Source organism: Stenotrophomonas humi, from assembly GCF_001431415.1.
Lineage (GTDB): Bacteria > Pseudomonadota > Gammaproteobacteria > Xanthomonadales > Xanthomonadaceae > Stenotrophomonas > Stenotrophomonas humi.
The window spans coordinates 118693-142958 of sequence record NZ_LDJI01000020.1 but is presented as its reverse complement, the minus strand read 5'-3'; the positions used below and the strand labels follow the sequence as shown (position 1 = coordinate 142958).

Below are 24266 nucleotides of genomic sequence, written 5' to 3'. Positions count from 1 at the left end.
TTCTCGCTAGCCATGTTTCTACTAGGCGTATCCGGTCCTTATCCAGAGGCGCACGTGATGATGCCAGGGCCACTTTGCAGATTTGCGGCCTAACAGTTCATTCAAGCTGACGTCACTTCGCGCCGCCGCTTAACTCCAGCGTTAGACCACATGAGTATTTTTCTACGCCCTCAAAACATGAATGGCCATTGGACTCACTGCGCTCCAAACGCCTGCGAGTTCCAGCATGGAACTACCATGATCTATGTAGAGCACAACAATGAGAAGCCAATGGAACATAGATTGGCCACCGCTCAGACAACCATTGACCTGGTATTTAGTGAAACGGATTACGCTTTGGCATTCGTCTCGGAGATCTCGGCCAACCGACACCCCGAGTTTTGGAAGGCCGCAAATCGCATAGTTCTGCGGCAAGCGCCACTCGTGATTTTCAGCATTCGTTATCCGCTAGACAGCGATCTTCCGGTCTACGAAATTTCATGGAACCCACGCTTCGCGACCGAGTCAGGGCTGGCGTACTCTGAGGACTGGGTAGAGGAAATGGTCCACGTAAACCTGCCGGACAACAATGATTTCATCTACGTGCGACGCCTGGGGATTCAACAGTACGAGCATGTGGCCTAACAATTCGTTCAAGGCGAAGTCGCTTCGCGGCTTGCCTTAGCTCTGTCATTAGGCGGCTTCGCTGGGAGCGCGAGACATGGAGAAGCACAGCATCAAACGGACAAGGCCCTTCCTACACTGCCTTCCACTTCTGGGCTGGGCACTCGTGTCCGCCTGGGCTAGCGGGTTCAAAGGTTGGGATTCGTTCTGGTTCGTGGGGCACTGGTACCTTATTCCGCTTGCACTTATCTATCTCGTGTGGATTCCGCTCATTGTTTGGATCACCAATGATGATCGCCCTTCTCGGCGCTCGTAGTTCCTTCATATCGACAGGCTGGACGCAGCCCGACAATTCGCTAACGCCGAAGCAGCTTCGCTGCGCGGCTTAATTCAAGCGCTAGGTGCTTCATGCGGCAACAAGGCGAAGTCTCAATGCATATTGCTCTCCAACGTATCCGCAATCGAATTATTGAGCACCTCGAGCTCACCGCCTCTCCAGAGAAGCAAAGAAAGTGGGATACAAATGAAGTAGTCAATGGCTGGGAAGACTGGGTCAGCGAAGGCTGGCAGGGCTCCTTTATTCCTCCCATATTTTCCCAGGCGGAAATTGAAGGCATAGAGAAGTTCTCATTGGTCTGGCTTGAGGTCGTGAACTCCACGCCAAATCCGCTACCTCAGTTTGAGCAGCTTAGAGAGCACCCCTCTTGGCTCAAGCTAATGGCGACAGCTAAAGAAGTGCTGGCAGTGTTCCAAGTCATGGGCAAGCTTTCTGAGGAAGAAAGCACCAAACACGTCGACCCAGCCGACCCCGTACCGGGGCGGCTGAACTCCAACGTCAAGCGTCAAATCATGCGCATAGGCACTGAAACAGAACATACAGATCTCGTCGTACTTGAGAGAGTCCCAGTAGGCGTACCAAACGAGGGTGACTTGCGCGTCCAAGTCAGCGTCACTTTGGGCGCGTTCTGCGGCACATATGATTACGTTTGGCTTGAGCAGGCGGCCTTGGCAGAGTTCGTTGAGAGACTGACCTCGCTTGAACGATCTCGCTCTGGCGAGGCTCTCCTGCAAAGCCTCAGCCCCGACGAGTTTTCCTTCAAACTGAGATCGCGAGACAATTCGGGTCACTTCGTAGCCGAGGTGTCCCTTCAACGCTATCAGTACAGTGGCCCCATATACTGGCCCACGAACGTATCCGGAGGGTTTGAGTTGGAGCCCACCGAATTGCCGAAGATCGTCAGTCAGTTCCGTGCCCTGGTTGACGCCTAGCAGTTCATTCAAGCCGCCGCCGCGGTGCGGCCTAATTCAAGCGTTAGCGATCAATCATGGCCATCTGGCAATTCAAAGTCGAACTGATTCCAGAGCAGGTTATTGCGGGACGAGATGTCATTCCGCAGAAGGAATGGGAAGAACAGCAATGGTGGTCGGCCATACAGCCGTCTCCGTATCTGCTGGCGGAACTGTCCAGATTGCTGCCGCCCCATGAGTCATGGTCTCCCTATCTATACCAATGGGGTCGACAAGATTCAGATCTCATTGAGATGTGGTGCGAAGCGGGGCACTCAGAGTCCATCTCAGCAAGAATTGACGCGCGCCAAGTCAACGTCCATTTCATACGGCAGCTAGTAGAGCTTGCTACTCGATCTCATTGCGGGCTTGTCCATGCTCGGTACAGGACGGTCCTGCCGCAGAGTTACGCCTGTTTTCTGGAGGCATTCCATGACAGCCCCTCACGCAAAGTGGTCTTGGATCCGCAGACTTGGCTACCATGGCTTGCAAGGGAGGTGGCGGGTGTACGGGAAGATCGCGAATAGTTCACTCATGCTGACGCCGCTATGCGACCCGGCCCAATTCCGGAATTGACCGCTCTATGATCGAGCAACCCCAAGCCCTTCCTCTACTAGTCGATGCCTGCCCATCGTTCCGTCAAAGCTGGGAAAATCATCTACAGGAGTTCGGCAACGATGTTCAGTACATCCCTGCTGGGCACCTCGCAGACCACCTCCTCGCTCTACACAGAGCCGGACGGGAAGAAGTATTTGGTCCTTTGGCTGCGGCAATTGAGCGGCCTCTCATCGAGGGATCGTCATGGGTAAAGGAATTCGCCACTGTCGGTGTCTTGGAGAGCATCCAGAATGTTTGGGGCAATGCCGGCGCTGACCTGCACGTACTTACTCAGAATTTGGGCCCGGAGGGGCGGCGACAATGGGAGCTACTCATTGATTTCTGGTCAGATGCTTCCGGCAATCCAGTGGGCGACTGACAATTCATTCAAGCCGAACCCGCCTCTTGGCTTAGCTTGATTCAGACATAAGTTCCTGCAGGAGACAACGTGCAAATCCTTTACATCCTTCTCTGTGTTGCCGGCGCTGCCCTGCCTCTCTCGCAATTTGTTCCGTGGCTTTCCGTGCACAGCCTTGACGTACCTCTCCTGTTGCAACAGGCCACATCAAACAATATCGCTGCCTTCGCATGGGGGGATGTCCTCATCTCAGGTATCGTCGTTGCCGTGTTCATTGTTGCTGAAGGGCGCAAGCTCGCAATGCGCCGCCTGTGGCTGCCCTTGTCCTGTCTCGTAGTGGGGCCTTCATTGGCATTGCCGCTTTTCCTGCTTGTACGGGAGCGGCATCTTGCGGCAGCGGGGCCTGATCGTTCACTCAAGCCTGCTCCGCCTCGCGGCGCAGCATAATTCCGTTACCAGGCCTCATATGCAACAACCGTGGATCTTCTCGGCACTAGTCGTCGCAGCCATGTCAGGCTGCTCTCCTGCCGTAGATGGCCGAGAGTCGTCGGGAGATAAGCATGAGTGGTCCATCCTGCAATCCCGAGAGTACGACGCACGGCAGGAGTTGGTGACAGCGCCCAGGTTCACCAGCGACGACGGTTACGTGCTTTTGGTCGTTCCCCGCAACGACAGATCCAAGAATATCTGGATCATGCTCTCTCCCAAGAGCCCACCCTTTTACAAGCAACTGCCTCAAGGCGGCTACACCATATCCCGCAGCACTATGGATATAGTTATACGCCAAGGAATCGCATCATCCACCGTACAAGAGGTTCTCGCTTCGCATGTTGCGGAGTGAGGCCCCATGACCCAGTCACCCCGACGCTTCGGGGCTCGGCTTAATCCAGGCATCAAGCCCTGCAGGAACCATCAATGCACGTTGCCGCCGTCAAAGAGCATTGCAGCGGTTACCCGGGATCCTCCGCCAGGTTGTCTGGACCACCGACCAACGTGCTCACCTACTCCGTTGGTGGCAAGCAGTTCGCCTACTTCAAGACCAGCGAGCCGGAGCAATGGCGCTTTAGTATCCGTACTACCTCAGAGCGCTTTCTGGAACTGACGAACGTACCTGGCATCAAGCCAGCACGCTTTATGGCCAGATTCCGCTGGGTCACAATCGTGGATGTCGACACGGTTCCATCCGACTATCTTCAGGAGTTGATCGCATGGTCCTATGCCAAAGCGCTCGGCAGTCTTTCGAAACGACGGCAATCCACTATAGCCGGGGAGCTGATTAAAAGTTCACTCAAGCAGAAGCCGCTTCGCGACTCGGCTTAACTCCGGCACTAGGATGCGCCCATGAGAAATCTCCCGGCCGTCATGCCTCTTTTACTTCCAACAAGGTGCGTGCATTGGTTTGGCCCGGCAGATGGCTTCTACTACGCCGTTGGTTCAACGCCGGGCAACACACGCTGCCAGTTGTCGATCGGTCCTGTTGGCGGTGCCGGAGCCCCAAGAGAGGGGGCGGTCTCAGGCGATTTTCGGGAAAGCATCATTCTCACCTCCTCATACAAGGGGCATTCGTGTCACGTTGGTCTGCGACAATCAGATCGCTGCAACTCGCACGTTCAAGTATGGAGACATGGCAGCGTGGCCTCCTTTCCTTTTGGCAGCGGCAGACTTTGCTTTGTGTGTCTTCGGCAACTTGTAGGCACTCAACGTCCCCAACCAACAAGTCGATCAAGCAGAAGCCATCGCGTGATGCGTCGCAGGCCTGTCACCACGTGTCACCAGGGAGCACGATGGACACTTACTCATTTGCCCGGTCGGGAAACCCGGTCTTCGCAATGAGACGCAAATTGAGGTTCATCTCAGCGTTCCTGGTGACAGGCGGCATTGCCGTTATCGCAAATCTGGTGCCGTATCTTCGGACTCGTGGTGCATACCAATACGACGGCCAGGAAGTCGCCGGATTCCCATATGAATTTCGCAGGATCGGCGGTGATTGCTGGCCGGCGACTTGTGAGACATACCACTTCGATCTGAGCTACTTTGCGGCGGACCTGGGGCTTGCTCTGGCCTGCGCCCTGGCGGCAGGTCTTATAGCGGCAAGCATCGGCAAGGAGTTCCGTTGAAGATCATTGGCCTTATCGGTGGCATGAGCTGGGAATCGACGGTTCCGTACTACCGCCAGATCAATCAGACAATCAAGGATCGTCTGGGCGGACTGCACTCGGCGAAGTGCATCCTCTACAGCCTCGATTTCCATGAGATTGAACGGTTGCAGCATGCAGGCGACTGGGATGCTGCGGGCGCCATGCTGGCTGAGGCAGCACGCTCACTCCAAGCAGCAGGTGCGGAGTTCCTGGTCCTGTGCACGAATACGATGCACAAGGTAGCACCCAACATTGAAGCCGCCGTCGACATTCCGCTTCTGCACATTGCCGATGCAACAGCCTCCATGATAAAGGCGGCGGGGCATTCGACCGTTGGACTACTCGGCACGAAGTTCACGATGGAACAGCCCTTCTATCGCGAAAGGCTCACTCAACGTCACGGCATCCAGGTGATCATTCCATCCGCGGACGATCGTGAAATCATCCATCGCGTCATCTATGACGAACTATGCATGGGCATTGTCTCGGCAGAATCCCGCAGCGCATACCGAAGAATCATGAGAGACCTTGCGGCGCAAGGTGCGCAGGCCATCATTCTTGGATGCACGGAGATATCACTTCTGGTCGAGCCACAGGACGCTGAGGTTCCCCTGTTCGATACGACCGCAATTCACGCACGCGCGGCCGCCGACGAAGCACTCGCCCAATGACGCTCGTCACCCGCCCGTGTCGAAAGCGCTTGCCGCTCGGCCTGGCCGCGGGGTGACGAAGCATGGACAACGTTGCACTGGAATCACTGGTGTTTTTCAGCGCAGCGATCATCGCGCTGATGTTCCCGTTTGAAGCCCAGACGTTGCGCAGGATATCCATGCAGCACGGGCGCAAGTTGGGCTGGCTGCCGGCACTGGTGTTTGGGCTGTGCACCACCGCTGCCGGCGTGCTGACCTTCATGGCGGTGTCCGTGGGCATCTGGTTTGGAATTCCGCACCTGCTGGGTGAGGTGCTGTGGCTTCCTTTGCTGACCTCTATTCCAGGCGTGATCTTCGGATTCTTTGCGGCCCGGCGTGCAAACAGTGGCTTGACTAGGATACTGCTTGGATCTGCGTGGACCGAGGTCTGAAACAGGCGTACAACTGCCTCGCATGCCGAATAACGCCGACAAGCCATTGAAGGACAACGTGCTGATGATCTCTGCAACCCACCTATCAGAGAACAAATGATGAAGGCGATGCTGACTGCTCTGCTGCTGGTATGCGTGGCCTGCACACCTACCCGCTCCGAACAACAGATTCACGTGAGCGAGTTCCGGAACTACGGAGCCACACCGCTTCAACACACGTTCTATCTCGGCTCCGATTCCGAGCACCATCATTTCACCTGGAGCAACGGCAAGCAGGGCGGTAGGTGGTTGATCAGGAAATCCGAGATGCCGATCATCAATGAACGGGTGCTCACTCCGGAGAGCGGGCGCTCTGGCTACATCGCACTCCTTGATTCCGACGGGACCTGGAGGGTCCGGTGACCGAAACCTGAAATACGCGTAAAACTCACCCGAAACGTCCCCGGAGATTTCCATGAAACGCGTGACCGGCATTGGTGGCATCTTCTTCAAATCGGCCGATCCCAAGGCGCTGGGCGCCTGGTATCGGGATCATCTTGGGTTGGATGTTTCGGAGTGGGGAGGCGTGGTCTTCCAGTGGGGCGGCGCTGACAGCCCGGCCGGGATGACCATCTGGAGTCCCTTCGCCAAGGACACGGAGTACATGCAGCCAAGCTCGGCGCCTTTCATGATCAACTTCCGCGTAGACGACCTTGATGCGCTGCTTGCCGCACTGCGCAGCGAAGGCTGCAATGTGGTCGACAAGACCGAGACATCGGACCAGGGAAAGTTTGGCTGGGTGCTTGACCCGGAAGGCAACAAGGTGGAGCTGTGGGAGCCGCCGGCGGATGCCTGAGCGACGGTCATCAGGGGCCTCAGCCGATGATCCACCGAAGAAAGCCGGCTTGCACGAAAGATGCACGCACTGGCGATATGCTGTCGACCTGAAGCCCCTACGAAAAGTCGCACCATGAACACGCTCTCCTGGTTTCTGGCACTCGTATTTGCGGTATCGCCCGCCGTGGTGAAAGCCGCTCCGGACGACGAAACGGCTGCTGCCATCATCGATGGTGGTCACTGGCAGGCGGACAGCCGCGAAGGCACTTATCGCATCCGGATCGAGAGTGTCGGCTTCGAGCATGTGTCTTGCCGCGTGTGGATCGAATGGCTGACTGCTGCCACCCCCGACGCTCCTTCGCAACTGCTGGCTCGGGCGCCGTTTGCTGAAGCGTCGAACGGCATGTGGGCCTGCAAGCTGGATGCCGTCAGCACGCCGTTGCAGGACAACGTGCTGACGCTCCCGGCAACGCATACCTATTCCAATGAGCCACATGTGTTCAAGGTGGCGCTGGGCAGCCCCGGCGAGTATCAGGTACTGACACCGTAATGGCCGCACGCACCTCTGCTTGAACGGTGACGAGCACGCCACCGTTACATTCGCCAGCCAACCGCGAGACATGATGATGAGCCAGCCATTTTCCGTGCAACGTCTCGATCACGTCGTGTTCCGTGTGCGTGATCTGGACGCTAGCATCGCCTTCTATCATTCCGTGTTGGGATGCGAGGTGGTGCGGCGGCGCGATCACCTGGGTCTGGTGCATCTACGTGCGGGCGCGTCGATGATCGACCTGATCAGCGTTGACGGAAAGCTCGGCGCGCGTGGTGGCGCAGCGGCGGCATGGGAAGGCCGCAATGTCGATCATCTCTGCCTGCGCGTGGAACCTTTCGATGAGCCTGTCATCGCTGCGCATCTGCGGGCGCATGGCATCACACCGACCAAGGCCGAGATCAACTTTGGCGCGGAAGGCGATGGGTTGTCGCTCTACTTCCACGATCTGGACGGCAACACCCTCGAATTGAAGGGGCCATCGCAGGCCCTTCCTGAGCACTGATCGGAGCACGCGCTTCCGACACCGTGCCGTTTCCACGGAGAAGGCAGCGCGCCTTCCACTGCCTGTTGACGCAACGCTGGCCCGCATGGCTTCATGCCGTCCCCCGACCTTGCGCATCGTCACCCAAAGGAGATCACATGAAAGGATTCATCGTATTGGCACTGCTCGCGATGCCGCTGCTGCCCGCCCAGGCCAACGCCAAGGAGAATCTCCTGGCCAGGAACTGGAGCAAGGTGGACGAGAACCACGCCGAGCTGGAACGCGGCGGCAAGACCTACGTACTGGACAGCTACATCGTGCTGTTCGAGCAGCCGTACTACATTCATGTACGCACGAAGGATGGGCAGGCGTTGGACGCCGCCGATGCGGAAGCAATGGCCGCCGAGTACATCCAGCCGCGTGGTTGCACGCAGCCGCTGGAGCGGCGCAAGGATCTGGACCGCAGCAATGGCGATGGCAGTGAACTGGTGCTTGGCTTCCAGTGCTGAACAGCGACGGGTGGCTCGCCACCCGCTCAGAATGACCGGCGGTCTGCCGCCATGCCACGGGCTCCCTGATGACCACTATTGATTTCAGCAAGGACGAGAAGGCCATCCTCGTTCGCAAGCTGCAGGGCTATTTTTCCGATGAATTGCAGCAGCAGATCGGGCAGTTCGATGCCGAGTTCCTGCTGGACTTCATTTCCAGCGAGATTGGCCCGTACTACTACAACCGCGGCCTGTATGACGCGCAGGCAGCGCTCAACGCGCGCGTTGAAGACCTGCAGGATTCGATCTACCAGCTTGAGAAGCGTACCGAATTCAGGAAGTAGTACCGCATTGCCATGATGACTACCCGAAGGATCGAGATGAAAATTTCCACACATCGCAGTCGGCTGATCGGTTTGATCCTGGTGGTTCTTCTGGCGCTGGCCGCCTGTGCCAAGCCGGTCCCCGCGGACAAGCAGGACTATGTCGGCACCTGGGAGGCAGCAACGACGTTCCTCCTCATCAGCCAGGACGGCCGGGTCATCTACAAGCACAAGCCCAGCCCCAGGACCAGCAAATCCATTGAAGCGCCGATCAAGGCATTTGAAGGCAACGACATGGTCGTGGGCGTTGGCCCTCTGACGACCCGGTTCGTGGTGTCGGTACCGCCGCATGAAGAGAATGGCGCATGGAAGATGACCGTTGACGGCGAGATGCTTACACGCCGTTGATTGCGTTGCTCTCTGGCGCTGTCAACATCGCATCAGACCGCCTCGTTTCCTGGATTCCGGCTGGACGCCGATGACCCACAACATGGATGGATGTTTGAATGAAACAAAGGATGCTTCTGGCGTTGTTGTTCTGCCTTTCCGTCCCGCTGATCTTTGCACTGGGAGCGGAACTCAAAGCCATGTTGCCGCTGCTCATCCGGGGATGGAGCACACCTTCTGCGCTTTTCGATGTGATGCGGTTTTCCGGAACGCTGCAGAAAATTCTTCCCGTCGCGGCACTTTTCGTTGTCGTCAGCACGATGGCGGTGCTCCTGTCCTTGAAGACCAAGACGTTCACACGCGATATCGCGGCGACACTGATCGCCCTGGCTGTCTCGATGCTTCTGTTGTGGGGACTGTTTTCGCGCGCGTATCTGTCGAGCTCGGTGCTTGGGTTCGTTAGCGGGGATCGAAGCCGTGCTGACTTTGTTGTCAGCCTGATGACCAACTTCCATTGCGTTGTCACGTACCCCGTCACGTTCTGTATCTGGCTGGTCTGCAGAGCGGTGTTCAAACAGCCTCGCCCGGGTGCTGAATAGCGCGCACGCCTTCTCAAGTGGCGCTACGCTTGCCGCTGTCATTCAATGCCCCGGGAGGGCGACATGGTCAGTGGCAGCTGTCATTGCGGTGCGGTGCGTTTCGAGTGCGAGGGTACGCCGACGGAAGGCTACGAGTGCAACTGTTCGCACTGCAGCCGCAAGGGGTTTTTGCTGTGGTTCGTACCGCGTGATGCGATGCGCATCACCGAGGGTGCGGATCGCGTGAGCACCTATACGTTCAACCGGCACATGATCAAACACCAGTTCTGCCCGACCTGCGGGTGCCAGCCGTTTGGATTGGGAACCGCGCCGGATGGCACGGAGACGGCAGCGATCAATCTGCGTTGCCTGGAGGCGTTTGACCTTGCCGGCGTGACGCGCATTCCGGTGGATGGAAAGGCTTTTTGAGGTTTTTTGGGGAAGCTGGGGCTGAAGCGAAGGCGAAGCCAGAAGCAAAGGCCCCTCACCCCAACCCCTCTCCCGCATGCGGGAGAGGGGCTTTGAGCAACAGCATAAGCGCCATCAGGTCAGCTTTCGCTCCACGCCCCGGCCCATTGCGCTGGCCGAAGGGGCGTTGATCAAAGGTGCTTGGGCGTCAGGCCCAGCTCTTTCAGTACGGCGACGGTGGACTCACCGACATCATCCAGATGTGGATTGATGCGCCCGGGTTCGTTGGCGAACTTGATCGGGATGCCCAGGTGGGTGCCGCCCTGCTCGTCGGTCCAGACCATCTCGCGAGCGCGGGTGTGCGGGTCGTTGAAGGCTTCGGTAAGCGTCTTCACTGGCGCCCAGCACACGTCGATGTCGTGCAGGAACAATGTCCACTCCACCAGCGTGCGGCGCGAGAAAGTTTCAATCAGAAAGGCCTTCACCGGATCCTGGCCCGGGCCAGGCGGCAGGTGGCACAGGTGGATCAGATCCGGACGGCCGAGGGCGATCAGCAGATTCTCGGCGAACTTGTGTTCGGCACCGCCCAGGGCAATCCAGCGCTCATCCGAACAGCGGTACAGCTTGTAAAGCGCGTTGCCGCCCCAGCTGCGCTCTTCGTTGACAACCGGATCGCGGCCGAGCGCGAATGGTGGGCCGAGTACGTTCGGCAGCCACGCCATCAAGGCGTCCTGCATCGACAGGTCGATGTAGTCGCCTTCACCGGTGCGCTCGCGACGGAACAAGGCCATCAGGATGCCGTTGAGCGCCATCAGCGAGCCGGCCATGTCGGCCACCGGCATGTGCGGCATCGCCGGAGTGCCATCCGGCGCGCGGTTGAGGCTGACCACACCGGTGTCAGCCTGCATCGCCAGGTCATGCGCGGGCCGGTTGACCTTGGGGCCGGTCTGGCCGAAGGCACTGATCGCGCAGTACACCAGCTTGGGGTTGATCGCCTTGCAGCTGTCGTAATCGATGCCAAGGCGCTTGGCCACGCCGGGGCGGAAGGCTTCCACCACCACGTCGGCCCATTCCACCAGTTTGACGAATGCCGCCTTGCCTTCGGCATTCTTGAGGTCCAGCACGATGCAGCGTTTGCCGCGGTGCGTGTTGCGGAACCAGGTGCTGACGCCGGCCTGCTTGAGGCCGACCTCGCGCACCGGCTCGCCCGTGGGCGGTTCGATCTTGATCACGTCCGCGCCGTGGTCGGCCATCACCATGGTCAGGTGCGGGCCCGGCAGGAACAGGGACAGATCAAGAACGCGTACACCTTCCAGCTTCATCGTCGTGCTCCTTCGCCTTACGCGCCCAGCAGGCGTGCGCGGTCGGCGTCGTTGTAGCCAAGTTCACGCAGCAGTGCGTCGGCATCAGCGTTCAAGGACGGGCAGGCATCGCCGGACAGGCGCTGGCCGTCGAGCTTGATCGGGTTGCGCAACAAGCGCTGCGTGCCTTGCGGGTGCGTCACGTCCTGCAGCATGTCCACGTCGCGCACATACGGATTGTCCAGCGCCTGGGCGATGTCCAGCACTGGTGCGATCGGAATGCGGCCGGCGAACTTCTGCGTCCAATAGGCAGTGGGCTGCGTGCTCAGGATCTCGTCGACCAGCACGGTCAGCTCCTCACGCACATCACGGCGTGCGGCGAAGTTGGCGAAGCGCGGTTCCGCCGCCCACGCAGGGCTGCCGATGCCTTCGACGAAGGTCTGCCAGAACTTCTCCAGCATGCACATCACCATCACCCAGCCGTCGGCGGTCCGATAGACCTGGCACGGCACGGTGGATGGATGCGCGCTGCGCGACAGACGCTCGGTGCGATGGCCTTCGTTGAGATACCAGGTGGCCGGATAGCTGAGCTGGTGCAAGGCAACGTCGAACAGGCTCACGTCGACATCGCGACCTTCGCCAGTGCGCATCGCGCCGATGATGGCGGCCAGCAGGCCCATCGCCATCGTGGTGCCGGTCATGAAATCGACCATCGACAGGCCAAACCGTGCAGGCGGTGCATCCGGCTCGCCGGTCAGCGCCATGAAGCCGGCTTCGGCCTGCATCAGGTAATCGTAACCCGGCCAGGCGGCGCGCTCATTGTCGCGACCGTAGGCGGACAGGTGCGCACAGACGATCTTCGGGTTGAGCTTGGACAGCGTGGCGTAGTCCAGTCCGAGCTTGGCCGGCTGGTCACCGCGCAGGTTGTTGAGCACCGCGTCGGCACTGGCGACCAGCTTCTCGAACACTTCGCGGCCTTCGGCGGCCTTCAGGTCCAGCCGCAGCGAGCGCTTGTTGAGGTTGAAGGTCTGGAAGAACAAGCTGTCGCCTTCGCCCAGGAAGTACGGGCCGGTGGCGCGCGAAACGTCGCCGCCCGGCGGGGATTCAATCTTGATGACCTCGGCGCCCAGATCGGCCAGGTGCATCGAGCCATAGGGGCCGGCACCGTACTGTTCGACGGCAAGGATACGCAGTCCCTGCAGGGGAAGGTCTTTCATGTGGGGCCTCTGGTTGTAAAAAGCACCGCAGTTGGTTGAGGACTGCGGTGAAGGGATGCATCGCTGTTGCTGTTGCCTACGTCTCCCTTCTCCCGCGTGCGGGAGAAGGTGCCCGGAGGGTGGATGAGGGGAGCCTTTGCGTTTGCTTGCCAAAAGCTGCCCTCACCCCGACCCCTCTCCCGTGAACGGGAGAGGGGCTTTGTGCGCCTTGGCTGTTAGATCTTGTTCCTCGCCACCAGCTGCTTGGCGATGATGATGCGCTGCATTTCGTTGGTGCCTTCGCCGATGCACATCAGCATCGCATCACGGTAGAAACGCTCGATGTCGTACTCCACCGAATAGCTGTAGCCGCCAAAAATGCGCATGCCTTCCTGGGCACAGTAAGCGCCGGTCTCCGTGGCGAAGTACTTGGCCATGCCCGCTTCCATGTCGCAGCGCTCGCCCTTGTCGTAGGCGTTTGCCGCGCTTTCGATCAGCAGCTTCGATGCCTCGACCTTCGCCGCCATTTCGCCCAGCTTGAGCTGGATGGCCTGATGCTCGGCAATCGGTTTGCCGAAGGTCATGCGCTCCTGCGCATAGCGCACCGACAAACGCAACGCGCCTTCGGCAATGCCGCAGCCGCGTGCAGCCACGTTGATGCGACCCAACTCCAGGCCGCCCACCGCATGCTGGAAGCCCATGCCCTCTTCGCCACCGAGCATGCAGTCTGCCGGCACCTTGTAGTCCTGGAACACCAGCTCGCAGGTATCGATGGCGCGATAGCCGGTCTTCTTCATCTTCTTGGCAACGATGAAGCCCTCGCCCTTCTCGGCGATGAACATCGTCATGCCCTTGTGGCGCGGCTGCGCTTCCGGGTTGGTCTTGGTCAGCAGCAGCACCATGTCGCCGTACATGGAGTTGGTGATCCAGGTTTTGGCACCGTTGATGACGTAGTGATCACCTTCACGCCTGGCGACGGTACGGATGGCCTGCAGGTCGGTACCCGCATTCGGTTCGGTCAAGCCCAATGAACCGCGCAGCTCGCCGGTCGCCATGCGCGGCAGATACTTGCGCTTCTGTTCCTCGGTGCCGCAACGCTCGATGGCCGAGGCCATGATCAGATGCGAGTTGAAGATACCCGTCGGCGCCATCCACACCGAGGACACCTTGATCACGATCTTGGCGTAGATGCACGCCGGCAAGCCAAGCCCGCCGTACTCCGGCGAGATGGTGGCACCGAACAGGCCCAGGTCCTTCATCTCCTCGACGAGGTGATGCGGGTACTTGTCTTCCAGGTCGTATTCCAGCGCGATGGGTGCAACGGACTTCTCGACCCAATGGTCGATCGCGTCCAGCAGCGCCCGTTCGTCATCCGGCCCCCACAGCTGTTCCATGTCGGTGCTCATCATCGGGCTCTCAGTAGTTGACCTTGTCTTCCACCGAGTGGCCGCGCTTGGCGATCAGCATGGTGCGGTTGAAGGTGCAGACCAGCTTGCCGTCCTGGTTGAAGCCGTCGGTGCGGCAGGTAACGATGCCGGCACCCGGACGCGACTTGGATTCGCGCTTCTCCAGCACCTCCGACTCGGCCACCAGCGTGTCACCGACGAACAGCGGATGCGTCATCTTGATCTCGCTCCAGCCCAGGTTGGCCACGGCCTTCTGGCTGACATCGGTGACGCTCATGCCGACCATCAACGCGACGGTGAACGGCGAGCAGACGATCACCTTGCCGAACTCCGATGCCTTGGCGTACTCCTTGTCGAAGTGCATCGGATGGGTGTTCATCGTCAGCAGCGTGAACCAGGTGTTGTCGGTTTCGGTGATGGAGCGACCGGGGCGATGCTCGTAGATATCGCCCACGTTGAACTCTTCGTAGTAACGGCCGAAGGTTTCGCGGAAGCGGTTTTCGGAGATCTGCTTGACGTTCTGAACCATGAGCAATGTCCTTTCTGTTGCGGTTTGGGCTGGCGCTGGGCGCAGCTTGGTCAAAGAGGGGCGTAAATCAGGCGTTCAATGGAGCGGTGTGATCAGCCGGCGCGGACGCCGTGGGCACCGAGTGCGATGGCCCGTTCGGCGGCGATTTCGATGGGGCGGTCCACCAGCTTTCCGTCGAGCTGGATGGCTTCACCGCCGCTGGCGGCAAGCGCGGCGATGACGCGCTGGGCGCGGTCGTACTCGGCGGCGGTGGGCAGGTAGCGGCTCTGGATCGGCTCGACCTGGGCCGGGTGGATCGCGGCCTTGGCGGTGAAGCCAAGGTCGATCACACGGTCGGTTTCGTTGACCAGGCCGGCCTCGTCCTTGATGTCCAAGAATGGCACGTCCAGGCAACCGACACCGGCTTCGGCCGCAATCGTGGCCAGCTGCACGCGCGGGTGGAAGAAACTTTCCCAACCCGCGCGACCACGCAGCGCGACGATGTAGTCGAAGCCACCAAACATCAGCGCCTGCAGGCGCGGAATGGCGACGGCCAGCGCGCGCGCATCGAGCAGCCCCTTGGGCGTTTCGATCTGCGCGATGAACACCGTGTCGATGCCGGCAAGCGCTGCATCGGCCTGTTGCAGCTCGGCCACGGTTTCGACCTTGGGCAGCATCACGAAGGCCGGCTTCAGGCCCGAGGCGGCCAGCGCCTTCAGATCCGCTTGGCCCAGTTCGGTGGACAGCGGGTTGATGCGCAGGCCGATTTCGCTGCGGCTTTCCGGTGCGTTGGCGAGGAAGGCGAACAGCGAGGCGCGCGCGGTTTCCTTGTCACCCGGCGCTACCGCGTCTTCCAGATCGATGCAGACCTGGTCGGCACCGGTGGCGATGGCCTTGGCGTAACGCTCCGGACGCGAGCCCGGCACGAACAACAGGCAGCGGCGGGGATTGTTCACGGATGCACTCACGATGCGGCCACCTGCGAAGCGAAGTGTTCGGCGATCTGGCGACGCGTCGCGTACCAGGTGCCCGGCTTCTGTGCGACGTACTGCAGGAATTTCTCGAACGCGCCGATGCGACCCGGGCGGCCGATGATGCGCAGGTGCAGGCCCAGCGACATCACCTTCGGGGTGTGCTCGCCTTCGGCGTAGAGCGTGTCGAAACTGTCGATGGCGTAGTCCAGCCAGTCCTTCGGCAGGTAGGACGGTGCCACCCACATCTTCATGTCATTGGTGTCCAGCTGGTACGGCACCACGATCATCGGCGCGTTGCTGCCTTCGACATCGCCCCAGAACGGCGCATCGGCCGAGTAGTCGTCCATGTGGTACAGGAAGCCTTCCTCCTGCAACAGGCGACGGGTCGATGCGGTATGCAGGTAGCGCGACAACCAGCCGACCGGGCGCACGCCGGTGGTCTTTTCGATGCTGTCGGCGGCATCACGGATGAACTGGCGTTCCTGTTCCTCGTTGAAGCGGAACTGATGGATCCAGCGATGGCCGTGTGAGCACACTTCGTGGCGACTGCCACGCAGGTAGCCGGCGATTTCCGGCGCGCGCTCCAGCGATACCGCGGCGGCGGTGTAAGTGCTGGTGACGTTGTACTTGTCCAGCAGCGCGGCCACGCGGCCATGGCCTTCATTCACGCCATAGCGGTAGTTGGACTCGTTGCCGTAGTTACGTACCGGCTTGGACAGGGTGACGTGCAGCTCGTCCACCGGCTCGGTGATCTTGTCACCCTGGCCGACGTTGTACTCGGACAGCTCTTCGACGTTGACGACCACCGACAGTGCAAGCCGTGCATTGTTGGGCCATTGGTAGGCTGCTTTGGACATGGTTCTCTCGTTGCGCTTCTTGAGTCGTACAGGTGGTGGGGGTACGGCTGATGGAATCCGGATCGCGTCGGCAGCTACCGATCAGTGGTTCTCTTCGCCACCGGAGACGTTGATCGCCTCACCGGTGATGTAGACCGCGTCGTCCGAGCACAGGAAGGCGGTAGCGGCTGCCGTATCCGAAGTCAGACCAGGGCGGCCGGCCGGGATGCGTGCGCGCATGTCGGCCAGGTACTGCTCCACGCTCTTGCCCTGTTTGGCGGCGAAGTACTCGTTCTGCCAGGCGCCCAGGCCGGTGGTGACGTGGTTGGGGCAGACCGCGTTGACGTTGATGCCGTGGCCGGCCAGCTCCAGCGACGCCACCCGGGTCAGGCCGACCAGGCCGTGCTTGGATGAGCAGTAGGCCGCCGCATGCGGGAACGCCGACTTGGCTGCCTGCGAAGCGATGTTGACGATGCGGCCGCCGCCCTGGGCGATCATCTGCCGGCCGGCGTGCTTGATGGTCAGGAACGCGCCGCGCAGATTCACGCCCAGCACCGCATCCCATTCCTTGGCGTCGATATCGACCAGCGACTTCATCAGGTAGCCGATACCGGCGTTGTTGACCAGGATGTCGAGCCGGCCGAAGCGCTCGACCGTTGCTTTGATCACGGCCTCCACCTGCGCCTCTTCCAGCACGTCCAGCGCCATCGCCACGCATTCGCCGCCGGTACTGCTGGCCAGTTCCGCCGCCACCTGCGCCATTTCCTCATCGGTGCCGACGGCCGTGACCGGCATCTCGGCGCCACGCACCTGGCCGATGTCGGTCAGCACCACCTTGCAGCCTTCCTCCAGCAGACGGCGGGCAATGCCCTCGCCCAGGCCGGCACGGCGGCCGGCGCCGGTGATCAACGCGACCTTGCCTTGGAGTTCGGGGAATCGAGCCATGACCAAAGTTCCTTGTGCGCTTACAGCGCGCTGGTGAGGATGAACAACGGATTGTCCGCGTACTGCTGGAACTGCGCTGCCCCCGCCTGCACGGCCGGGTCGGACAGATCCTTGCCGAACGCTGCCATGTCCGGAATGCGCATGATCTCGATGTAGTCATACGGCGGCTTGCCTTCACCGATCAGCAGGCCGCTGGACTTGAGCACCTCGAACCGGTCCACCGACGGCAGCGCGTTGACCACCGGCAGGTCGCTGGCACGCGCCCAGGCCTCGTATTCCTCGCGGCTGACACCCGGCTTGAGGTTGAACAGGACGATTACGGTTTGCATGGCTTCCTCCCGGGTAAAAGACTGTGGCACACTTTGTCCGGACAAAGTGTAGGCATGCCATTCGCCCCCGGTCAACGCCGGCGGCGGAATTCCCCCACCGGCGTATCTACTTGCCATAACCCAATCGATTGAGGTGCCTGGATGAAGCGTTACTACCCGTGGCTGATGGCGGTAATGGGGATGCTGGTGTTGCTGGTCTCCAACGGCCTGACCATTACCGGCCTGACTGCGTTCGACGAATCTCTGCTCAAGGAGTTCGGCTGGACCCGCAGCGAACTCAAGCTGCGCGACCTGATCACCCTGGTGCTGGCCGGCTGGATGTCGCCGTTCATGGGCGCGCTGATTGATCGGGTCGGCCCGCGCAAACTGATCCTGGGCGGCCTGGCGCTGCTGGCGGCGCTGTACTTCGCCTATGCACACGTGCATTCGCTGGCACACCTGTACTGGATCCACGTCGGCTTCGCCGCCGTGCTGGTCGCCGCCGGACTCAACGTGGCGGTGATCTTCGTCTCGCAGTGGTTCGTCACCCATCGCGGTACCGCCATCGGCATCGCCCTGGTCGGCACCAGCCTGGGTGGCATGGTGTTCCCCAAGCTCGGCGTGCACCTGATGCAGAGCATGGACTGGCGCGCGGCTTTCCTCTGGGAAACCGCCGTGCCGATCGCGTTCCTGGTCATTGCGTTCCTGTTCGCGCGCAGCCCGCGCCCGGGCGGCATCCAGCCGTGGGGCGCGGACAAAGCTGCCGCCGACGCGATCAGTGGCAAGCCGGTCACCACGCAGCTGGCCGACCTTGGCTACGCGCAGGCGATGCGCACCCGCACCTTCTGGGTGCTGGCATTCGTGGCGATGACCACGTTCTTCTCGATCATGGCGGTGTCGGCCAACCTGTTCCTGCACATGCGCGACCTCGGCTTTGAACCGGCCAAGGCCGGCAACGCGCTGGGCCTGATGTTCGGCCTGGCGATGGTCGGCAAGTTCCTGTTCGGCTTCCTGGCCGATGTGCTGCCGGCCAAGCGTGTGTTCCTGCTCAATCTGGCGATCATGGCTGCCGGTGCGGTGATCCTGGCGACGATGCGCGCCGACCTGATCTGGTACTCGCTGGCGCTGTTTGGGCTGGGCTGGGGCGGGTTGTACACGATGATCCAGCTGCTGGCGGTCAATGCCTTCGGGCTGAGCGCGGCCGGCAAGATCCTCGGCACCATCACCCTGCTCGATGCCACCACGGCCGGGTTGGGCATCTGGGTGACCGCCAAGATTTTCGACGTGACCAAGAGCTACCACATCGCCTTCAGCCTGATCTGCGTGCTGATCGTGCTTGCGCTGCTGGCCGCCACGCTGGTGCGCGACGAACGCGCGCGCCTGGCCAAGCCCTGATCCCGCATCGACGCAACGGAGAGACCCCATGCCCGTGATGGAAACGTCCAGCCTCACCGCCCGCCAGTACTGGGAGCAGGTCAAGGCAAATCCCAACCGCGCCAAGTTCGGCTTCGGCGCACGCCCGGCCATCGTCAACATCGACGTGCAGCGCGCCTACACCGACTTGGCCGCGTTCAAGACCGCCTATGAAACCAATCCGCGCCAGATCGAGCACATCAATGCGCTGTCGGCGCAGGTACGTGCGCTGGGCCTGCCGGTGGTGTGGACGTATGTGGCCTATCTGGAATCGGGCGAGGACGCCGGCACCTGGGGCACCCGCACCAACACCCCGGATTCGCTGCAGAACATCAAGCACGGCTCCGAGCGGGCGCAGTTCGACCCGCGTGCCGACGTGCAGCCCGGCGACATCGTCATGCACAAGCGCATGGCCAGCCCGTTCTTCGAAACCAACCTGTGGTCGCTGCTGACCTTCCACAAGATCGACACCCTGATCATCACCGGCGGTTCCACCTCCGGCTGCATCCGCGCCTGCGTGATCGACAGCCTGTCGCGCGGCTACCGCAGCATCGTTCCGGAGGAGTGCGTGGCCGACAAGCACGAGATCCCGCACTTCGCCAACCTCAGCGACATCATGCTCAAGTACGGCGACGTGGAATCGGTGGAACACGTGGCCGCGCAGTTGCAGGCGTTGCGCGCATGAGCACGGCGAGCAAATCCGACCCGGGCCTGTTCGACTACTGGCCCTATGACAGCCGGCCGAAGATAAGCTGGCCGGGCGGCGCCCGCGTGGCGTTGTGGATCGCGCCCAACATCGAGTTCTACGAATACGCACCGCCGGCCAATCCGCAGCGCAAGCCGTGGCCGCGCCCGTTGCCGGACATCCAGAGCTACGGCACCCGCGATTACGGCAACCGTGTCGGCCACCAGCGGATGATGCGGGTGATGGACCAGTACGGCCTGCGCGGCTCGGTGTCGCTGTCCACCGCCATGCTCAAGCACCATCCGGAAGTGATCCAGATGGCGGCCGAGCGCGACTGGGAATTCTTCAGCCACGGTATCTACAACACCCGCTACACCTACGGCATGGACGAGGCGCAGGAGCGGGAGATGATCGCGCACTCGATGGGGCTGATCGCCGAGCACACCGGCCAGCATTGCGATGGCTATCTGGCACCAGCGTTGTCGCATTCGGATTCCACCATTGATCTGTTCGCCGAAGCCGGCGGCCTGTACACCTGCGACCTGTTCCACGATGACCAGCCCACCCCGGTGAAGACCCGCTCGGGCACCCGTTTCGTGTCGGTGCCGTACTCGCTGGAACTCAACGACACCATCGTCTACGTCACCAACAAGATCGAACCGCGCCGCTACGGTCAGATGATCAAGGACGCCTTCGACCGTCTGTATGCCGAGGGCGAGCACTCCGGCACGGTGATGTGCGTACCGCTGCACGCCTACCAGGTCAGCCACCCACATCGTCTGGCCGCGTTCCAGGACGCGATGGATTACATCTGCAGCCACGACAAGGTGTGGAAGGCCACCGGCCGCGAGATCGCCCAGCATTACCTCGACCACCATTACGACGATGCTTTGGCCTCGATGGCCGCCGTCAACGCGGAGGACGCGGCATGAGCCTGGATCGCAGCTTCCTGGAGTACCCGCAGCTGCGCCACGGCATGGACCATGAGCGCTATGCGTGGTCGATGCTGGCGCAGCGCCCGGCCGTGCGCTGGCCCGGCGACAAGCCGCTGGCGCTGTGGATCAACCTGACGCTGGAACACTTCCCGCTCAATCCCGCCGGTGAAGGCTTCAAGCCGCACGGTTCGATGGTCATGCCCTATCCGGACCTGCGCCATTACACCCTGCGCGATTACGGCAACCGGGTGGGCGTGTTCCGCGTACTGGATGCGCTGGAAACGTACGGTCTGCGCGCCAGCACCGCGGTCAACGGCGAACTGGCCGAGCGCTACCCAGCGCTGCTACGCCGGCTCCAGGCGCGCAGCGCCGAGCTGGTGGCGCACGGCTGGAACATGGACAGCGTGCACTACGGTGGTTTGGCGCCAGAACGCGAAGCTGAATACATCCGGCGCACTTTGGCCGCCCTGGCCCCGTACGCCGATGCACCCCTGCGGGGCTGGCTGTCGCCGGCCCGTTCGCAATCGGAAAACACCCCGGAACTGCTGCGGCAGATGGGTCTTGAGTGGTTTGCCGACTGGGTCAACGACGAGCTGCCCTACCCGTTCCAGACCGCGCACGGCCCGATGACGGCACTGCCGCTGTCACTGGAATTGGAAGATCGCTTCGTGGTCGGCGAAAATCTGCATGCCGAGGCCGAGTATGCGGACCAGATGATCGATGCCTGCGAATTCCTGATCGAGGAAGCGCAGCACACCGGACAGGGTCGCCTGCTCGCGCTCAACATCCACCCGTGGGTGATGGGCCAGCCGCACCGCATCAAGCACCTGGAACGTGTGTTCGCCCATCTGGCCGACCGCGCGGGGCTGATCTGGAACGCTGCACCTTCGGAGATCATCGCCGCCTCATGTTGAGGCGGCGGTTCCAGGCAACCGTCGTCGCCTATCGCGCCGGCCTTTACCCAAGAGCCCCTGCATGAACATTGAAGCCACCTCCGCACTGCCGCCGCGCGAAGCGATGGAGTTCGACGTCGTCATCGTTGGCGCCGGCCCCGCCGGCCTGGCCACCGCCATCCGTCTGCGCCAGCTGGCCGTGGAGAAAGGGCAGGAGCTGTCGGTCTGCGTACTGGAGAAAGGCTCCGAGCCGGGCGCGCACATCCTCTCCGGTGCGGTCATGGATCCGCGCGCGCTCACCGAACTGTTCCCGGACTGGGCCGAGCGCGGTGCGCCGCTGAAGCAGGCCGTCACCCGCGACGAATTCCTGTTCCTCAATGAAACCGGCGCCAAGACCACGCCCAACGCGCTGCTGCCCAAGTGCTTCCACAACGAAGGCAGCTACATCATCAGCCTGGGTGAAGTCAGCCGCTGGCTGGCGCAGCAGGCCGAAGCGCTGGAAGTGGCCATCTTCCCGGGCTTTGCCGCCGCCGAAGTGCTGTACGACGACACCGGCGCGGTGATGGGTGTGGCCACCGGCGACATGGGCATCCACAAGGACGGCACGCCCGGCCCGAACTTCGAACGCGGCATGGAACTGCATGCCAAGTACACCGTGTTCGCCGAAGGCTCGCGTGGCCATCTGGGCCGCCAGCTGATCAGCAAGTTCAAGCTCGACGCCGGCAAGGACCCGCAGGCCTACGGCATCGGCATCAAGGAGCTGTGGCAGATCGATCCGGCCAAGCACGAGCCGGGCTTGGTGGTGCACGCCGCTGGTTGGCCGCTGGACAACGACACCTACGGCGGTGCGTTCCTGTATCACGCCGAGGGCGGCAAGGTCTCGATCGGTTACGTGGTCGGCCTGGACTACAAGAACCCGTGGCTGAGCCCGTTCGAGGAGTTCCAGCGCTTCAAGACCCACCCGGCGATCCGCAAGCACCTGGAAGGCGGCAAGCGCATCGCCTACGGTGCGCGCGCGATCACCGCCGGCGGCATCCTGTCGCTGCCCAAGACGGTGTTCCCGGGTGGCGCGCTGGTCGGCTGCGAGGCCGGCTACCTCAACGTCAGCCGCATCAAGGGCAGCCACGCCGCGATCAAGACCGGCATGCTCGCCGCCGAGGCCGCGTTCGACGCGCTGGTCGCCGGCCGTTCGCGCGATGAACTGAGCGCCTACCCGGAAGCATTCGAGAACAGCTGGCTGAAGGCCGAGCTGATGCAGGCCAAGAACTTCAAGCAGTGGTTCAAGAAGGGCCGCACCGTGGCCACGCTGATGACCGGTATCGAACAGCTGGTGCTGCCGATGCTGGGCTTCCGTACCGCGCCGTGGACCATCCACCGCACCAAGGCCGACCACGAGTGCCTGGAGCCTGCCGCCACGCAGCCGAAGATCAACTACCCGAAGCCGGACAACGTGTTGACCTTCGACCGCCTGAGCTCGGTGTTCCTGTCTTCGACCAATCACGAAGAAGACCAGCCCAGCCATCTGACGCTGAAGGATCCGAGCATCCCGGTGAGCGTGAACCTGGCCACCTACGGCGGCCCGGAAGCGCGTTACTGCCCGGCCGGTGTGTACGAATTTGTCGGCGAAGGTGCCGACACGCGCCTGCAGATCAACGCGCAGAACTGCGTGCACTGCAAAACCTGCGACATCAAGGACCCGACCCAGAACATCGTGTGGGTAACCCCGCAGGGTGGCGGCGGACCGAACTACCCGGCGATGTAAGCATCGCCATCCAACCACAGGAGTTTCGATGAGCATTGTCAGTCCAGGCGCCCGCTTCCGCGCGGCGTTGCAGGAAGAGCGTCCGCTGCAGATTCCCGGCGCCATCAACGCCAACCATGCGTTGCTGGCCAAGCGTGCGGGCTTCCGTGCGGTCTACCTGTCCGGCGGCGGCGTCGCCGCAGGTTCGCTGGGTCTGCCGGACCTGGGCATCCTGACCATGGACGACGTGCTCACCGATATCCGCCGCATCACCGACGTCTGCGACCTGCCGCTGCTGTCGGACATCGACACCGGCTTTGGTCCGAGCGCGTTCAACATCGCGCGCACGGTGAAGTCACTGATCAAGGCCGGCGCGGCGGCCTGCCACATCGAGGACCAGGTCGGCGCCAAGCGTTGTGGTCATCGCCCGAACAAGGAAATCGTGTCACTGGGCGAGATGACCGACCGCGTCAAGGCGGCGGCCGATGGCAAGACCGATCCGGATTTCTTCCTCATCGCTCGTACCGATGCGATCGCAGTGCAAGGCGTGGATGCCGCCATCGAGCGTGCCATCGCCTGCGTGGAAGCCGGCGCCGACGGTATCTTTGCCGAGGCCTCGTATGACCTGGAAACCTACAAGCGCTTCAGCGAAGCAGTGAAGGTGCCACTGCTGGCCAACCTCACCGAGTTCGGCCAGACCCCGCTGTTCTCCACCGAGGAGCTGGCGTCGGTGGGCGTGTCGATGTGCATCTATCCGCTGTCGGCGTTCCGCGCGATGAACAAGGCGGCCGAGAACGTGTACACCGCGATCCGCCGCGACGGCCACCAGCGCAACGTGGTGGACACCATGCAGACCCGCGAGGAGCTGTATGAGCGGATCGGGTATCACACCTTCGAGCAGAGTCTGGATCAGACGTTCGCTGCGAAGAAGTGACACTAGGCTTGAGGACGTAGAAGGCTTTGAAGCTACGAGCTTGAAAGTATGAAAGCCAAAGATCCTGAAAGCCAAAGAGCTTCCCTCACCCCT

General features: G+C 61.5%; 31 protein-coding genes. 23 read left to right on the top strand and 8 right to left on the bottom strand.

Going from position 1 to position 24266, the window contains the following annotated elements; all coding sequences use genetic code 11:
• Nucleotides 1-237 precede the first annotated feature (237 nt).
• The 17 genes from ABB26_RS11160 to ABB26_RS11080 all read left to right on the top strand — a co-directional run bounded on the left by ABB26_RS11160 (nt 238) and on the right by ABB26_RS11080 (nt 10119).
• Nucleotides 238-624: a hypothetical protein gene (locus tag ABB26_RS11160; RefSeq protein ID WP_057634086.1), complete on the top strand. Its 387-nt coding sequence runs from the start codon at nt 238-240 to the stop codon at nt 622-624.
• Nucleotides 625-1035: 411 nt separating this feature from the next.
• Nucleotides 1036-1872: a WapI family immunity protein gene (locus ABB26_RS11155; protein ID WP_057634084.1), complete on the top strand. Its 837-nt coding sequence runs from the start codon at nt 1036-1038 to the stop codon at nt 1870-1872.
• A gap of 601 nt (nt 1873-2473) precedes the next feature.
• Nucleotides 2474-2866: a DUF7674 family protein gene (locus ABB26_RS11150; protein ID WP_057634083.1), complete on the top strand. Its 393-nt coding sequence runs from the start codon at nt 2474-2476 to the stop codon at nt 2864-2866.
• A gap of 69 nt (nt 2867-2935) precedes the next feature.
• A complete protein-coding gene (locus ABB26_RS18695) occupies nt 2936-3292 on the top strand; it encodes a DUF2834 domain-containing protein (protein ID WP_083490788.1) in 357 nt (118 codons plus the stop codon).
• A gap of 468 nt (nt 3293-3760) precedes the next feature.
• Nucleotides 3761-4165, top strand: a complete 405-nt coding sequence (locus ABB26_RS11140) for an MmcQ/YjbR family DNA-binding protein (RefSeq protein WP_057634078.1) — start codon at nt 3761-3763, stop codon at nt 4163-4165.
• 509 nt (nt 4166-4674) lie between these two features.
• Nucleotides 4675-4962, top strand: a complete 288-nt coding sequence (locus ABB26_RS11135; protein ID WP_057634077.1) for a hypothetical protein — start codon at nt 4675-4677, stop codon at nt 4960-4962.
• Nucleotides 4959-5654 carry an aspartate/glutamate racemase family protein gene (locus tag ABB26_RS11130; RefSeq protein ID WP_057634076.1) on the top strand — a complete coding sequence of 232 codons (696 nt, stop codon included), beginning with the start codon at nt 4959-4961 and terminating at the stop codon, nt 5652-5654. Before ABB26_RS11135 ends, ABB26_RS11130 begins: the two co-directional genes overlap by 4 nt.
• 62 nt (nt 5655-5716) lie before the next feature.
• Complete coding sequence (locus ABB26_RS11125) at nt 5717-6064, top strand: hypothetical protein (RefSeq protein WP_057634075.1); 348 nt, start codon at nt 5717-5719, stop codon at nt 6062-6064.
• A 99-nt stretch (nt 6065-6163) separates the two neighbouring features.
• A complete protein-coding gene (locus tag ABB26_RS11120) occupies nt 6164-6466 on the top strand; it encodes a hypothetical protein (RefSeq protein ID WP_152982644.1) in 303 nt (100 codons plus the stop codon).
• Nucleotides 6467-6518: 52 nt separating this feature from the next.
• Nucleotides 6519-6899, top strand: a complete 381-nt coding sequence (locus ABB26_RS11115) for a VOC family protein (RefSeq protein WP_057634071.1) — start codon at nt 6519-6521, stop codon at nt 6897-6899.
• 114 nt (nt 6900-7013) lie between these two features.
• A complete protein-coding gene (locus ABB26_RS11110) occupies nt 7014-7430 on the top strand; it encodes a hypothetical protein (protein ID WP_057634070.1) in 417 nt (138 codons plus the stop codon).
• 19 nt (nt 7431-7449) lie between these two features.
• Nucleotides 7450-7935 (top strand): VOC family protein, encoded by a 486-nt coding sequence (locus tag ABB26_RS11105; protein ID WP_338062620.1) that lies wholly within the window; start codon nt 7450-7452, stop codon nt 7933-7935.
• A 137-nt stretch (nt 7936-8072) separates the two neighbouring features.
• Nucleotides 8073-8423: a hypothetical protein gene (locus ABB26_RS11100; protein WP_057634069.1), complete on the top strand. Its 351-nt coding sequence runs from the start codon at nt 8073-8075 to the stop codon at nt 8421-8423.
• Nucleotides 8424-8491: 68 nt separating this feature from the next.
• The gene (locus ABB26_RS11095) at nt 8492-8746 is read left to right on the top strand and encodes a DUF2164 domain-containing protein (RefSeq protein ID WP_057634067.1); all 255 of its coding nucleotides are present in this window, start codon (nt 8492-8494) and stop codon (nt 8744-8746) included.
• 12 nt (nt 8747-8758) lie between these two features.
• Nucleotides 8759-9133 carry a hypothetical protein gene (locus ABB26_RS11090; protein WP_245626200.1) on the top strand — a complete coding sequence of 125 codons (375 nt, stop codon included), beginning with the start codon at nt 8759-8761 and terminating at the stop codon, nt 9131-9133.
• Between the two features lie 98 nt (nt 9134-9231).
• Nucleotides 9232-9711, top strand: coding sequence for a hypothetical protein (locus tag ABB26_RS11085; protein ID WP_057634062.1), 480 nt, complete (start codon nt 9232-9234; stop codon nt 9709-9711).
• 45 nt (nt 9712-9756) lie between these two features.
• Nucleotides 9757-10119, top strand: a complete 363-nt coding sequence (locus ABB26_RS11080) for a GFA family protein (RefSeq protein WP_343123504.1) — start codon at nt 9757-9759, stop codon at nt 10117-10119.
• A 170-nt stretch (nt 10120-10289) separates the two neighbouring features.
• Here the strand turns inward: ABB26_RS11080 and ABB26_RS11075 are convergent, their stop codons facing one another.
• The 8 genes from ABB26_RS11075 to ABB26_RS11040 form a co-directional block, all read right to left on the bottom strand.
• Entirely contained in the window at nt 10290-11420 is a 1131-nt protein-coding gene (locus ABB26_RS11075) for a CaiB/BaiF CoA transferase family protein (protein WP_057634058.1), read from the bottom strand.
• Between the two features lie 17 nt (nt 11421-11437).
• On the bottom strand, nt 11438-12616 hold the full coding sequence (locus tag ABB26_RS11070) for a CaiB/BaiF CoA transferase family protein (protein ID WP_057634056.1): 1179 nt from the start codon (nt 12614-12616) through the stop codon (nt 11438-11440).
• A gap of 215 nt (nt 12617-12831) precedes the next feature.
• Nucleotides 12832-14001, bottom strand: a complete 1170-nt coding sequence (locus tag ABB26_RS11065) for an acyl-CoA dehydrogenase family protein (protein ID WP_211261961.1) — start codon at nt 13999-14001, stop codon at nt 12832-12834.
• Nucleotides 14002-14011: 10 nt separating this feature from the next.
• Nucleotides 14012-14530, bottom strand: coding sequence for a MaoC family dehydratase (locus tag ABB26_RS11060; protein WP_057634054.1), 519 nt, complete (start codon nt 14528-14530; stop codon nt 14012-14014).
• 92 nt (nt 14531-14622) lie between these two features.
• Nucleotides 14623-15465, bottom strand: coding sequence for an HpcH/HpaI aldolase/citrate lyase family protein (locus ABB26_RS11055; protein ID WP_057634155.1), 843 nt, complete (start codon nt 15463-15465; stop codon nt 14623-14625).
• 8 nt (nt 15466-15473) lie between these two features.
• The gene (locus ABB26_RS11050; protein ID WP_057634052.1) at nt 15474-16340 is read right to left on the bottom strand and encodes a polysaccharide deacetylase family protein; all 867 of its coding nucleotides are present in this window, start codon (nt 16338-16340) and stop codon (nt 15474-15476) included.
• Nucleotides 16341-16421: 81 nt separating this feature from the next.
• Complete coding sequence (locus ABB26_RS11045; protein WP_057634051.1) at nt 16422-17264, bottom strand: SDR family NAD(P)-dependent oxidoreductase; 843 nt, start codon at nt 17262-17264, stop codon at nt 16422-16424.
• A 20-nt stretch (nt 17265-17284) separates the two neighbouring features.
• Entirely contained in the window at nt 17285-17593 is a 309-nt protein-coding gene (locus ABB26_RS11040) for an REDY-like protein HapK (RefSeq protein ID WP_057634049.1), read from the bottom strand.
• A 141-nt stretch (nt 17594-17734) separates the two neighbouring features.
• On the opposite strand from ABB26_RS11040, the gene ABB26_RS11035 reads away from it, so the two are divergent.
• The 6 genes from ABB26_RS11035 (at nt 17735) to prpB (ending at nt 24173) form a co-directional block, all read left to right on the top strand.
• Nucleotides 17735-18967, top strand: a complete 1233-nt coding sequence (locus ABB26_RS11035; protein WP_057634047.1) for an MFS transporter — start codon at nt 17735-17737, stop codon at nt 18965-18967.
• Nucleotides 18968-18995: 28 nt separating this feature from the next.
• The gene (locus ABB26_RS11030; protein WP_211261960.1) at nt 18996-19670 is read left to right on the top strand and encodes an isochorismatase family protein; all 675 of its coding nucleotides are present in this window, start codon (nt 18996-18998) and stop codon (nt 19668-19670) included.
• Nucleotides 19667-20602, top strand: coding sequence for a polysaccharide deacetylase family protein (locus tag ABB26_RS11025; protein ID WP_057634044.1), 936 nt, complete (start codon nt 19667-19669; stop codon nt 20600-20602). Before ABB26_RS11030 ends, ABB26_RS11025 begins: the two co-directional genes overlap by 4 nt.
• Complete coding sequence (locus tag ABB26_RS11020; RefSeq protein ID WP_057634043.1) at nt 20599-21519, top strand: polysaccharide deacetylase family protein; 921 nt, start codon at nt 20599-20601, stop codon at nt 21517-21519. Before ABB26_RS11025 ends, ABB26_RS11020 begins: the two co-directional genes overlap by 4 nt.
• Before the next feature lie 61 nt (nt 21520-21580).
• A complete protein-coding gene (locus ABB26_RS11015; protein WP_057634039.1) occupies nt 21581-23260 on the top strand; it encodes an electron transfer flavoprotein-ubiquinone oxidoreductase in 1680 nt (559 codons plus the stop codon).
• Nucleotides 23261-23288: 28 nt separating this feature from the next.
• The gene (gene prpB / locus ABB26_RS11010; protein ID WP_057634037.1) at nt 23289-24173 is read left to right on the top strand and encodes a methylisocitrate lyase; all 885 of its coding nucleotides are present in this window, start codon (nt 23289-23291) and stop codon (nt 24171-24173) included.
• Nucleotides 24174-24266: the final 93 nt, after the last annotated feature.